A 12,721-nucleotide genomic window follows, 5' to 3' on the forward strand; every position below is an offset into this window, starting at 1 on the left:
AAATCTTAAGGTTGTCTTAAAAAATACCCGGCAACATAGCGAGCATCATTTATCCAGGAAGATCGCTATGTTGCGCTATTTACGCTATCGCCCCGCCGTTAGCCGCTTAACTTATATTCTGCTTTTTGCGCTTTATATTGCGCTGGCACTGAACGTTGCGTTTTATCGCCAGGCCTGGACCCTACTCCCCGTAAATAGCGTCCATAACGCGCTGGTGTTCTTTACCATGCCACTGGTCGCCTTTTCGGTGATGGTGATTTGTCTGGCGCTGGCCTCCTTCCTGCGGCTGGAAAAAGTACTGGCGACGCTGTTTATTTTACTCAGCGCATCGGCGCAATATTTTATATTGACCTTCGGCGTGATTATCGACCGGTCGATGATTAGCAATATTCTCGATACCACTCCGGCGGAAAGTTATGCTCTGATGTCAGGCAAGATGATTCTTACGCTGCTTTTTACCGCTGCGCTTTTCGTCGCGCTTGCGTGGTGGATAAAAATAAAACCGGCAACACGAAAATGGCGCGAGGCCGGGCTGCGAGGCGCGTCGGTGCTGGTTTCTGTAGTACTTATTGTGATGGTAGCGGCTCTCTTTTATAAAGACTACGCCTCACTGTTCCGCAACAATAAGGAGCTGGTGAAGTCACTCAATCCTTCTAACAGCATCACCGCGATCAACTCCTGGTATACCCACAATAAAATGGATAACCTGCCGCTGGTACGCATCGGCGAAGACGCAAAACAAAAAACGTCGATGCAAAACGGGCCGCGTAAGAACCTGACCATTTTGATTGTCGGCGAAACTTCACGCGCAGACGATTTCTCCCTCGGCGGCTATTCACGCGAAACCAATCCACGACTGGCGCAGGATAACGTCGTCTATTTTCCCAGAACCACGTCCTGCGGTACCGCCACCGCCGTTTCAGTTCCGTGCATGTTTTCTAATATGCCGCGGGCCCATTATAACGAGCAACTGGCTCATCATCAGGAAGGCCTGTTGGATATCGCGCAACGCGCAGGTATTCAGGTTCAGTGGAATGAGAATGATGGCGGATGCAAAGGCGCATGCGATCGTGTACCGCATCAGAATATGAACGCACTAAACTTACCAGGTCAATGTATTGACGGTGAATGTTATGATGAAGTGCTATTCCACGATCTTGCTAACGATATTGATAAATTAAACGGTGATGGGCTAATTGTGTTACACACTATTGGCAGCCATGGCCCAACTTATTACAACCGTTATCCAAAGGAATTTCGTAAATTCACGCCAACCTGCGATACCAATGAAATTCAGTCCTGCACTCAGGAACAACTGGTTAACACGTACGATAACACCGTGCTGTACGTGGATTATATCGTCGATAAAGCGATTAAATTATTGCAATCCAAACAGGATAAATTCACCACCAGCCTGGTTTATCTCTCAGATCACGGGGAATCACTGGGTGAAAATGGCATTTACCTGCACGGACTGCCCTATCCCATTGCGCCGGATACGCAAAAACATGTGCCAATGCTGGTGTGGCTGTCAGATGATTATCAGAAACGTTATGGCGTGAATTACGACTGTCTGAAAAAAGAATCGACACAAAATGAATATTCTCAGGACAATCTCTTCTCTACGATGTTGGGTATACTGGGCGTAGAGACCACTGAATATCGCGCGGCTGATGACATACTTAAGACGTGCAGAGGATAACGAAATGAAAATTTTAGTCGTGGAAGATGACGCGCTGTTATTACAGGGTTTAATTCTGGCGATGCAAAGTGAAGGTTACGCCTGTGATGGCGTAACCACCGCACGTCAGGCGGAGCTTAGCCTGCAATCCGGGCTCTACAGTTTGATTGTGCTGGATTTAGGCCTGCCCGACGAAGACGGGCTGCATTTCCTCTCGCGTATTCGCCAGCAAAAATGCAGCCTGCCGGTATTGATTCTTACCGCTCGCGATACCCTCGACGATCGTATCAGCGGCCTCGATACCGGCGCGGACGATTATCTTGTGAAACCCTTTGCGCTTGAAGAGCTCAACGCCCGCATTCGCGCCCTGTTACGTCGTCATTATAATCAGGGCGAAAACGAAATCACGGTGGCGAACATACGTCTTAACACCACGCGCCGTCAGGTCTGGCTGGACGAACAACTGCTGGAACTGACCCCAAAAGAGTTTGCCCTGCTCTCGCGCCTGATGCAGAAAGCCGGTAGCCCGGTACATCGCGAAATTCTCTACAACGATATTTATAACTGGGATAACGAGCCATCGACCAATACGCTGGAAGTCCATATTCACAATCTGCGCGATAAAGTCGGCAAGTCACGAATTCGCACGGTCAGGGGTTTCGGTTATCTTTTGGAAAACAGCGAGGTGACAGATTAACGTATGCCTCTTTTCGCAATCCGAAAATGGCCGATGCGCCACCAGCTTTTACTGACCGTCGGTATCATTCTGCTGGTTTTTCAGGTTATCAGCGTTTTCTGGCTCTGGCATGAAAGTAAGGAGCAGATTGACCTGGAGGTTGCCAGCATCCTGAAAGGCCACAACAACGCCAAACATATTCAGCATGAAGTTCGCGAAGCGGTTGCCAGCTTGCTGGTACCGAGCCTGGTGATTATTGGCCTGGCGCTGTTTGTCTGTTTGAAAGCGGTAAAACGCATTACCCGCCCGCTGTCTGACCTGCAAAAAGAGCTCGATGCGCGTACTCCGGATAATTTACAACCTATCCATCTGGAAAAAACCGTTCTGGAGGTGGATGCGGTAACATCCGCCATCAACCAACTGGTGGCGCGACTGACGCAAACACTCGATCGCGAACGATTGTTCACCGCTGATGTGGCCCATGAACTGCGCACTCCGCTGGCTGGGTTACGCCTGCATCTTGAACTCATCGAAAAAGCACATGCCATAAACATTGGGCCACTGATTCAACGTCTGGATCAAATGACTAACAGCGTCACGCAGTTACTGCAACTTGCGCGCGTCGGCCAGTCATTTTCTGCCGGGAGCTATCAGCGCGTTGAGTTAATGGCGGATGTCATTTTGCCGCTGAAGGATGAGCTTGAATCGATGCTGAAAGGACGCGAACAGACGCTGGTAATAACCGAAAACGTCCCTCCCACTGTGGTTGCAGGCGACGCCACATTGATAAAGGTGATGGTGCGCAACCTCGTCGAAAACGCGTATCGCTACAGCCCCACCCATTCAACCATTACCCTGTCGGCTGCCGCATCACCGACGCCAATGTTAGTTGTCGAAGATGAAGGTCCAGGCATTGATGAATCGAAAGTGGGCGAACTAAGCCAGGCGTTTGTACGCATGGACAGCCGCTATGGCGGAATTGGGCTGGGGTTAAGTATTGTCACGCGTATTGCACAACTGCACGAAGCAGCATTTTATTTGCAAAATCGCGAAGAGAGAAGCGGCACGCGGGCGTGGATTGCCTTCACACCCGCGAACCTGAAACCGAAGTTAAAAAGTCAGAACCCAGTGGCAGAGAAAACCAACGACAATCAGGCCGGAAAGTAACACAGTTAGAGATTGCTGAACGTTTAGATTTGACATGGAACTCTCCTCTTATTGATGAGGAAATTATCCATGTTGCATATTAAGCAAACATTAAGGCTGGCATTGCTCCATGTGATGCCAGCCTCAATTTTTTGAGGTTATGACGCAGCGATAAACAATTCACGTAGCTGATGAAGTTTATCGCGGATCTCGGCAGCTTCTTCAAATTCCAGATTCTGCGCGTGCTGCAACATTTGCGCCTCCAGAGACTGAATTTGCTGCTGTAATGCTTTCGGCGTCAGCACCTGATCCGCTTCAACAATTTGCGCGCTGCCGCGAGACTTGCCACGACCTTTGGTTTTGGTTTTCGCCAGCCCCTCACCCAGCGCCAGAATATCGACCACTTTCTTGTTCAGACCCTGCGGAACAATACCGTGCTCGTCGTTGTAACGCTGCTGCTTCTCACGACGACGTTCTGTTTCACCGATAGCCTTCGCCATCGATGGTGTGATTTTATCGCCATACAGAATGGCTTTACCGTTGATGTTACGCGCGGCGCGCCCAATGGTCTGGATTAGCGAGCGTTCGGAACGCAGGAAGCCCTCTTTATCGGCATCCAGAATCGCCACCAGCGACACCTCTGGCATATCGAGACCTTCTCGCAACAGGTTGATGCCCACCAGCACATCGAACTCGCCAAGCCGCAAATCACGAATAATTTCCATACGTTCGACGGTGTCGATATCTGAGTGCAGGTAGCGCACACGTTCACCGTGTTCTTCAAGATATTCGGTGAGATCTTCCGCCATCCGCTTGGTCAACGTCGTGACCAGCACGCGCTCGTTAATCGCCGTGCGCAGGCGAATTTCTGATAGCAGGTCATCGACCTGCGTCGCCACCGGACGCACTTCAATCACGGGATCCAATAGGCCAGTAGGACGCACCACCTGATCGATAACGTCGCCGCCGGATTTCTCCAGCTCATAGTTCCCCGGTGTCGCAGACACGTAAATCGTTTGCGGCGCGAGGGCTTCAAACTCTTCAAACTTCAGCGGGCGGTTATCGAGTGCTGACGGCAGACGAAAACCATACTCCACCAGCGTCTCTTTACGCGCCCGGTCGCCGCGATACATGCCGCCAATTTGCGGAATGGTCACGTGGGATTCATCAATGACCAGAAGGCCGTCCGCCGGAAGGTAGTCAAACAGCGTCGGCGGCGGTTCGCCCGGCCCGCGTCCCGAGAGATAACGCGAGTAGTTTTCAATGCCCGAGCAGTAGCCCAGTTCATTCATCATTTCAAGGTCAAACTGCGTGCGCTGGCTGAGCCGCTGCTCTTCAAGCAGTTTGTTGTTTTCCAATAACACTTTACGGCGATCCACCAGTTCGTCTTTGATCTCTTCCATCGCCTGTACGATGCGCTCACGCGGGGTGACGTAGTGCGTTTTGGGATAGACCGTAAAACGTTGAATGGTGCCCTCTACGTGGCCCGTCAGTGGGTCAAACAGCGACAGGCGCTCGACTTCTTCATCAAACAGTTCAACGCGCAGCGCCAGGTCTTCTGATTCCGCCGGGAAAATATCGATAACTTCGCCGCGTACGCGGAAGGTACCACGCTGGAAGGCCTGGTCGTTGCGCGCGTATTGAAGCTCGGCCAGCCGCCGCAGTATAGCGCGCTGGTCGATAATCATGCCGACCGTCAGGTGCAGCATCATTTTCAGGTAGAGATCCGGATCGCCCAACCCGTAAATAGCCGATACGGAAGCCACCACAATGACATCACGACGTTCAAGCAAAGCTTTGGTGGCCGACAAACGCATCTGTTCAATGTGTTCGTTCACCGACGCATCTTTCTCGATGAAGGTGTCTGAACTGGGAACGTAGGCTTCCGGCTGGTAGTAATCGTAGTAGGAGACGAAAAACTCAACGGCGTTTTCAGGGAAAAACTCTTTCATCTCGCCATAAAGCTGCGCCGCCAGCGTTTTGTTTGGCGCCAGCACCATCGTTGGGCGCTGGAGATCGGCAATAACGTTAGCCACGGTGAACGTTTTCCCCGAGCCGGTTACCCCCAACAGCGTTTGATGTGCGAGACCATCTTCCAGCCCCTCTTTCAGGCGCGCGATGGCATCAGGCTGGTCGCCAGAGGGTTGAAAGGCCGAATGCAATTTGAACGGTTTACTCATTAACAAGGCTACCTGGTGGCGGGTTGATCGGGCAGGTGATTAATTTTACTCCTCAGCGCAAAATTTGCCAACAAAAAACACTGGATATAAAAACAGTAGCACATTATGGTATTGCTGTTACGCCGTCCTGAACCCACGTTTAGCGGCTGAAATTTGCGCTCTGGCAGGATAAAAAAACGCCCTGCCGAGGTTATCCCCAGAACTTTTTCTGTTTTAACATTTGTCAATATGTGTCATGAAACTTTTATGTCAGTGAGCCACGCTTTCAACCGGGCCATTGCTTTTATTCATCTTACTGATAATAAAAGAGAAGATTGAAAAGCCGCGTTTCGCATCAATTTACTGGCAAGCCGCGTATTCTCTCGTCTGCCGAAGGTTTTCTAACTCTAATACACAAGGTTATCCACAGGAATAGTGGATAAGTGTCTGGAGCCCCTATCCCCTGTCACTCGGGCGTTTTCGTCGATCGCCGCAAAAGCGAGGGGTAAAAATTTTTTATCGTTAAATTTTGATTTTTATCAGCGAAAATCATCATGTGCTTTCTGCGTGACGGCCTTCACATTTTCGTATAAATTTTGCACAGAATTTGCGGGTTATTGCGCCAGTGCTATGCAGTTCCCTCTCTCCAACTCATTCCTCTTTCTTAAGTTAATTCTTAAAAATCAGCCGTTATGCTGAGGAATATCCGTTCTGGCAAGAGAATTGCAATCTTCTTTCGTGACCCCGTCTTTTGGCTTGAGGAGAACACGATGTTGAGTTTGCATGCAGTCAATCATTTCTACGGAAACCAGCACACACTCTGGAACATCGATCTCGAATTGGCTTCCGGCGAGTGCACCTGCTTAATCGGCCTTCCCGGCACGGGGAAAACCACACTGGTGAACTGTATTACCGGTCATCAGCCCATTGAAAGCGGCAGCATGATTTGGCAGCAAACCGGTTCGCCCCCCTGCGATTTAATGCCCCTATCGCCCGTGCGGCGCACAACGCTTGGGATCGGGTACGTGCCTCAGGATAAACGCATTTTTTCGCAGCTTAGCGTGGAAGAGAATTTGCTGATTGCTCTCAAAGCGGCGGGGGAAAACAGCGGAACAGTGAGTCCGGAAATTTACGCACTCTTCCCCTCTCTGTATGCGCTCAGGCAACTTAAGGGCTCTGCTCTCACCGAGGATGACCGTTATCAATTAGCCCTGGCCTGCGCGATGGTCACACGGCCACGGCTGCTGATTCTGGATGAGCCGACGCGCGGCGTGGGCCACGCGTTTATCCATCGGCTGGGGGATTTGCTGCTGCGCCTGAATCGGGAGATTGGGCTGACGATATTGCTCGCAGAACAGCAGCTTCCGTTTATTCAGCGCGTGGCAGACCGTTTCTGCCTGTTACATCGCGGCAGAAACGTGGCCCAGGGCGGCGTGGCGCAGCTTGATGAGCAGTTAATTAAAACGTGGATGACGCCCGGGACAGGGCACTGAGGTCAAGATACTGTCCCAGGTCGTGCTCTGCCAGCGTCGCGCCCAGCCAGGGGATTTCGCCCAGCATCGGCGCATCAATCATCCGTTGCAGCGTCGCCAGATAGGGCTGGTGACGCTTCCCTGGTTCCTCGACATCATTGGCTATCCAGCCCGCCAGCTTCAGGCCAGCCTGCTTGACGGCCTGAACGGTCAGGAGCGCATGGTTGATACAGCCCAGCTTCATGCCGACCACCAGAATCACCGGCAATTGCTCGCGCTGCACCCAATCCGCAAACGTCAGATAGGGCGAAAGCGGCGTATACCAGCCACCCGCGCCTTCCACTAATACCCAATCCGCCTGCGCTTCCAGCGTGCGCAGACCCGCCGACAGAACATCCGCTTCGATCGGGCGCTGTTCCACCTCGCTGATAATGTGCGGCGACGTGGGTTCAGCGAAGGTGTAGGGATTCACCACGTCATAGGCCAACGGCAGCACGCTATTGCGCTGCAATGCCAGCGCATCACTGTTACGCAGTCCGTCAGATGTTTCATCGCTGCCAGAAGCGACAGGTTTGTAGCCTGCTGTCCGGTATCCGAGTGCCCGCGCGGCCTGTAGCAGTGCTGTGCTGGCCACCGTTTTCCCCACTTCCGTGTCAGTGCCGGTAACAAAATAACGTTTAATCACGCGTAATCACTCCAGAAAAAAGATGGTAGGTCAGCGGGCATTGCCCCTCAACTTTTGGCCACGCCAGCTGCAGCTGCTGAAGTTTGCTGCGGGTTAACGGCTCGCGCGCCCGGCCTTCATGCAGATGCGTCGCGCCAATGCCTTTCAAAGAGCGCATCGCGCTCAGCGCATCAGGGAAGAGCAGCGTTATTGAGCGGGCACTACTGTGCTGCTGCCAGCCCGCCTGCGCCTGTCGAAGTGTCTCCTCCGGCAGAAAACGGTTCGCATGGGGGTGCGCATCCACCGCCTGCCAGGCCTGATTCAGCTCGGGCAACGATCCAGCGGTCAGCGTGGTGAAGGCCAGTACGCCACCGGGATGCAACTGGCGATAAAGCTCGGCCAGCGCAATGCGGATATCGCTGCACCACTGCACAGCAAGATTGCTCCACACCAGGTCAAACCCGGCGTCGGGCAACGGAATAGCTTCGATATCCGCCTGCAAGTAGTGCTGTGCCGCCTGCTGCTGGCGCGCCTGCACAAGCATTTCAGCGCAGAGATCCAGCGCGGTGACTTCACAGCCCTGTTCACGCCAGTAGCGGCTATAGCTACCGGGGCCGCAGCCGGCGTCCAGCACACGGTCAAACGTGCGCACCGGGAGTTGTTCAAGCAGATGTGACGCGCTCTGGCGCTGAAGTTCGTTAAACTGGTGATAGTGCGTCGCCGCGCGGCCAAAGGCCGCCGCCACCGCCTGTTTATTCACGGACGCCATGCAGCACCTCCAGCAATGTGTCGATATCTTCTCGTGTATGTGCCGCCGTGAGGGTTAATCGCAAACGCGCGGTTCCGGCGGGTACGGTCGGTGGGCGGATTGCTGTCACCCAACAGCCTTTTTCGCGCAGCGTTTTCGCCAGGGCAAGCGTACGCGCGTTCTCGCCGACAATCAGCGGCTGAATAGCGCTATCCGATGGCGTGAGTTGATAGTCCAGCCCCTGCGCGCCCGCGCGAAAATGCGCGATATGCTGCGCCAGGACTTCCCGCCGCTCGTCGCCCTCACTGCTGCGAATCACGTCAAGAGACGCACGCAGCGCCACCGCTTGTGCCGGGGGCATCGAGGTGCTGTAAATCAGATGACGGGCAAACTGCAGCAGATAATCAGCCAGCGATTCATTACACAGCACCGCCGCACCGCTCAGGCCAAAGGCTTTACCGAAGGTCACCACCAGCAACTCAGGACGCACGCCCTGTTGCCAGCAACTTCCCCGCCCCTGCGCGCCCTTCACGCCGATACCGTGCGCGTCATCCACCATCAGCCATGCGCCTGCCTGCGTGGTCGCCTCGGTGACGTTCGCCAACGGCGCGCTATCGCCGTCCATGCTGAAGACACCTTCGGTCACCACCAGTTGCTGCCCCTCGACAGCACTGCTCAGCAACCGCGCCAGATGCTGGCTATCGTTGTGCTGAAAACGGCGTAGCGCCGCCGGGTTTAGCGCCGCAGCTTCCAGCAGCGAGGCATGGCTTAAACGATCGGCGACGATCCGGTCTTTTTCACTCATCAGCGCGGCGATAACCGCCTGATTGGCGGCGAAACCAGAGATAAACAGCAACGCGCGCGGATAGCCCAGCCACTGGGCGAGTTCCTTTTCCAGATCGCGATGGGCGTGACTGAATCCGGTGACGTGACCCGAGCCGCCGCTGCCTGTGCCGTACTGTTCCGCGCCCTGTTGCCAGGCGCGGATCACCTTAGGGTGCTGGCTCATCCCCAGATAGTCATTACTGGAGAAATTGCGGTAGCGCTGACCTTCACACTCCAGCCAGCGCCCGGCGCCCTGCGCCAGCGGCACACGACGACGCAAGGCATCTGCCTCTCGCCGTTGCGCTAACGCGCTATCGATGCGTTGCTGCCAGCTCATACCGCCGCCGCGTTGTAATACGTTTCGGTGTCCGGCGTCATCAACGCCTGCTCCAGGCGCTGCTGCTGTTCGTTATCGCCCGCGGTAACGGTGGTTTGTTCCGGGTTCAGGCCCAGCTTGCGGAACAGCTGTAAATCTTTGTCTTCTTCCGGGTTCGGCGTCGTCAGCAGTTTGCAGCCGTAGAAAATCGAGTTGGCACCGGCCATAAAGCACATCGCCTGCGTTTGCTCATTCATCTGCTCGCGTCCGGCAGAAAGGCGCACGTGCGAGGTCGGCATCATGATGCGCGCCACGGCGATAGTGCGAATAAAATCAAAAGCATCAACATCTTCGTTATCCGCAAGCGGCGTGCCCTTCACCTTCACCAGCATGTTGATAGGCACGCTTTCCGGCGGCGTCGGCAGATTCGCCAGTTGCAGCAGCAGGCCCGCGCGATCGGTGACCGTTTCGCCAAGACCCACAATCCCGCCGGAACAGACTTTGATACCGGCATCGCGCACTTTATCCAGCGTATCGAGGCGCTCCTGATAGCTGCGGGTAGTGATGATATTGCCGTAGAATTCCGGCGAGGTGTCCAGGTTGTGGTTGTAGTAGTCGAGCCCCGCCGAGGCCAGGCGCTGCGCCTGCGAATCGGACAACGTTCCGAGCGTCATACAGGCTTCCAGGCCCATCTCTTTCACGCCCTGCACCATTTGTTCAAGGTAAGGCATATCGCGCTCGTGCGGGTTTTTCCACGCCGCGCCCATGCAGAAACGGGTAGAACCGGCGAGCTTCGCCTTGCGGGCCGAATCCAGCACCTGCTCCACTTCCATCAGGCGCTCGCTCTCCAGCCCGGTTTTATAGCGCGAGCTTTGCGGGCAATATTTGCAATCTTCCGGGCATGCGCCGGTTTTAATCGACAACAGGGTGCTGACCTGCACCTGGCGCGGGTCAAAATGCTGACGATGGATCTGCTGCGCTTCAAACAGCAAATCAAGCAACGGTTTCTCAAAAAGTTCGGTGACCTGCGACATTGTCCAGCGTAAAGGGTTAGCCATTGGCTTCTCCGGGGGTTTTGTTAATTTTCGGATCGGTTTATACTCGTAAACCTAAAACTTTTCAAAATGGTTTACAAGTCGATTATGACAACGGACGATCTCGCCTTCGATCAACAGCATATCTGGCACCCTTACACCTCGATGAGCGCCCCGCTTCCCGTATACCCGGTGGTTTCCGCACACGGCTGCGAGCTACAACTGGCGAGCGGCGAACAACTGGTTGACGGCATGTCATCGTGGTGGGCCGCAATTCACGGCTACAATCACCCGCGTCTGAATGCGGCGATGAAAGCGCAGATTGACCAGATGTCGCATGTGATGTTTGGTGGCATTACCCATCCCAGCGCGGTGGCGTTGTGCCGCAAGCTGGTGGCGATGACGCCAGAATCGCTGGAATGCGTTTTCCTGGCGGATTCCGGATCCGTGGCGGTGGAAGTGGCGATGAAAATGGCATTGCAGTACTGGCAGGCCAAAGGCGAACCACGCCAGCGTTTCCTGACCTTTCGCAACGGTTATCACGGCGATACCTTTGGCGCGATGTCGGTCTGCGACCCGGACAACTCCATGCACAGCCTGTGGAAAGGCTACCTGCCGGAAAACCTGTTCGCGCCAGCCCCCGCCAGCCGCTTTGACGGTGAATGGGATGAACGCGATATGGTGGCATTTGCCCGCCTGATGGCCGCGCATCGTCATGAAATTGCGGCGGTGATCCTCGAACCCATTGTGCAGGGCGCGGGCGGGATGCGTATGTATCATCCTGAGTGGCTCAAACGTATTCGTAAGATGTGCGACCGGGAAGGCATTCTCCTGATTGCCGATGAAATCGCGACCGGATTTGGCCGCACCGGAAAACTGTTTGCCTGTGAACATGCGGGTATCACGCCTGATATTCTCTGCCTGGGGAAAGCGATCACTGGCGGCACCATGACCCTTTCCGCCGCGCTCACCACCCGGCTGGTGGCTGAAACCATCAGCAACGGCGAAGCGGGCTGCTTTATGCATGGCCCAACCTTTATGGGTAATCCGCTGGCTTGCGCGGTAGCGACGGAAAGCCTGGCAATTCTGGAGAGCGGGGAATGGCAGCAGCAGGTTGCAGCGATTGAAGAACAGTTATGTCGTGAACTTGCCTCGGCGAAAAGCCTGGCGCAGGTGGCGGATGTTCGCGTGCTGGGGGCGATTGGCGTCGTGGAAACTCGCAAACCGGTGAACATGGCCGCCCTGCAACGCTTCTTTGTCGAACAGGGCGTGTGGATCCGCCCGTTTGGTAAGCTTATTTACCTGATGCCGCCGTATATCATTTCCACAGACCAATTAAGTCGCCTCACCCGCGCGATGTGTGAAGCGCTGGATACTGACACATTTTTTATCGATTAATGCCCGGTAAATGTGCCTCTCTAAGGCTACACTGCTTTATTAATCAGTAGATTAAGGAGGCAATGATGATTTTAGTCAGTCATGACCTGCGTGAGGGCGAAAAACTGCCGCAACGTCAGGTGTTTAATGGCATGGGCTATGAAGGTGACAATCTCTCTCCGCATCTGGCGTGGGATGAAGTTCCGCCAGGCACCAAAAGTTTTGTGGTGACCTGTTTCGACCCTGATGCGCCGACCGGTTCCGGCTGGTGGCACTGGGTCGTGGCGAACCTGCCTGCCGATACGCGCGTGCTGCCGCAGGGCGCGGGCTCCGGCATTGCCGCTCTGCCGGAAGGTGCCGTTCAGACGCGCACCGACTTCGGTAAAGCGGGCTACGGCGGTGCCGCGCCGCCGAAAGGGGAAACGCACCGCTATATCTTTACCGTCCACGCGCTGGATGTGGAACGCATCGACGTTGACGAAAACGCCAGCGGCGCGATGGTTGGCTTTAACGTCCATTTCCATACGCTCGGCAGCGCTTCAATTACGGCCCTGTTCAGCTAATCGGATTGCCGGAATGTATTGCTACATTCCGGCCCTAATCCTGTCTAAAAAACCTTTTAC

At 54.5% G+C, this 12,721-nt stretch carries 11 protein-coding genes; 6 read left to right on the top strand and 5 right to left on the bottom strand.

Going from position 1 to position 12,721, the window contains the following annotated elements; translation table 11 throughout:
• Window positions 1-67 precede the first annotated feature (67 nt).
• The 3 genes from eptA to pmrB are packed head-to-tail and all read left to right on the top strand — an operon-like array spanning window position 68 to window position 3,524.
• Window positions 68-1,702, top strand: coding sequence for a phosphoethanolamine transferase EptA (gene eptA, locus ACOXYR_RS14410; RefSeq protein WP_421356293.1), 1,635 nt, complete (start codon window positions 68-70; stop codon window positions 1,700-1,702).
• 4 nt (window positions 1,703-1,706) lie between these two features.
• Window positions 1,707-2,378, top strand: coding sequence for a two-component system response regulator PmrA (gene pmrA, locus ACOXYR_RS14415; protein WP_108473833.1), 672 nt, complete (start codon window positions 1,707-1,709; stop codon window positions 2,376-2,378).
• 3 nt (window positions 2,379-2,381) lie between these two features.
• Window positions 2,382-3,524, top strand: a complete 1,143-nt coding sequence (pmrB, locus tag ACOXYR_RS14420) for a two-component system sensor histidine kinase PmrB (protein WP_189623440.1) — start codon at window positions 2,382-2,384, stop codon at window positions 3,522-3,524.
• 137 nt (window positions 3,525-3,661) lie between these two features.
• Here the strand turns inward: pmrB and uvrB are convergent, their stop codons facing one another.
• Window positions 3,662-5,683 (bottom strand): excinuclease ABC subunit UvrB, encoded by a 2,022-nt coding sequence (gene uvrB, locus ACOXYR_RS14425; RefSeq protein WP_108473835.1) that lies wholly within the window; start codon window positions 5,681-5,683, stop codon window positions 3,662-3,664.
• Window positions 5,684-6,432: 749 nt separating this feature from the next.
• Here uvrB and ACOXYR_RS14430 point away from each other — a divergent pair.
• Complete coding sequence (locus ACOXYR_RS14430; RefSeq protein WP_108473836.1) at window positions 6,433-7,155, top strand: ABC transporter ATP-binding protein; 723 nt, start codon at window positions 6,433-6,435, stop codon at window positions 7,153-7,155.
• On the opposite strand, the gene bioD is transcribed toward ACOXYR_RS14430, so the two are convergent.
• Genes bioD through bioB form a run of 4 tightly spaced genes read right to left on the bottom strand, consistent with a single transcriptional unit; the run spans window position 7,121 to window position 10,745 of the window.
• Window positions 7,121-7,819, bottom strand: a complete 699-nt coding sequence (gene bioD, locus ACOXYR_RS14435) for a dethiobiotin synthase (RefSeq protein ID WP_421356294.1) — start codon at window positions 7,817-7,819, stop codon at window positions 7,121-7,123. The genes ACOXYR_RS14430 and bioD overlap by 35 nt on opposite strands.
• Window positions 7,812-8,567, bottom strand: coding sequence for a malonyl-ACP O-methyltransferase BioC (gene bioC / locus ACOXYR_RS14440; RefSeq protein WP_421356295.1), 756 nt, complete (start codon window positions 8,565-8,567; stop codon window positions 7,812-7,814). The genes bioD and bioC overlap by 8 nt, the downstream gene beginning before the upstream one ends.
• Window positions 8,551-9,708, bottom strand: coding sequence for an 8-amino-7-oxononanoate synthase (gene bioF / locus ACOXYR_RS14445; protein ID WP_415728630.1), 1,158 nt, complete (start codon window positions 9,706-9,708; stop codon window positions 8,551-8,553). The genes bioC and bioF overlap by 17 nt, the downstream gene beginning before the upstream one ends.
• The gene (gene bioB / locus ACOXYR_RS14450) at window positions 9,705-10,745 is read right to left on the bottom strand and encodes a biotin synthase BioB (RefSeq protein ID WP_108473840.1); all 1,041 of its coding nucleotides are present in this window, start codon (window positions 10,743-10,745) and stop codon (window positions 9,705-9,707) included. Before bioB ends, bioF begins: the two co-directional genes overlap by 4 nt.
• Window positions 10,746-10,829: 84 nt before the next feature.
• Between bioB and bioA the strand changes: the two genes are divergently transcribed.
• Together bioA and ACOXYR_RS14460 are read left to right on the top strand one after the other, a co-directional pair.
• Window positions 10,830-12,119 carry an adenosylmethionine--8-amino-7-oxononanoate transaminase gene (gene bioA, locus ACOXYR_RS14455; RefSeq protein ID WP_421356296.1) on the top strand — a complete coding sequence of 430 codons (1,290 nt, stop codon included), beginning with the start codon at window positions 10,830-10,832 and terminating at the stop codon, window positions 12,117-12,119.
• 65 nt (window positions 12,120-12,184) lie between these two features.
• Window positions 12,185-12,661, top strand: a complete 477-nt coding sequence (locus tag ACOXYR_RS14460; protein ID WP_108473842.1) for a kinase inhibitor — start codon at window positions 12,185-12,187, stop codon at window positions 12,659-12,661.
• Window positions 12,662-12,721 lie beyond the last annotated feature (60 nt).

Origin of the sequence: Pseudocitrobacter faecalis (assembly GCF_965231525.1) — a bacterium.
Taxonomy (GTDB): domain Bacteria; phylum Pseudomonadota; class Gammaproteobacteria; order Enterobacterales; family Enterobacteriaceae; genus Pseudocitrobacter; species Pseudocitrobacter faecalis.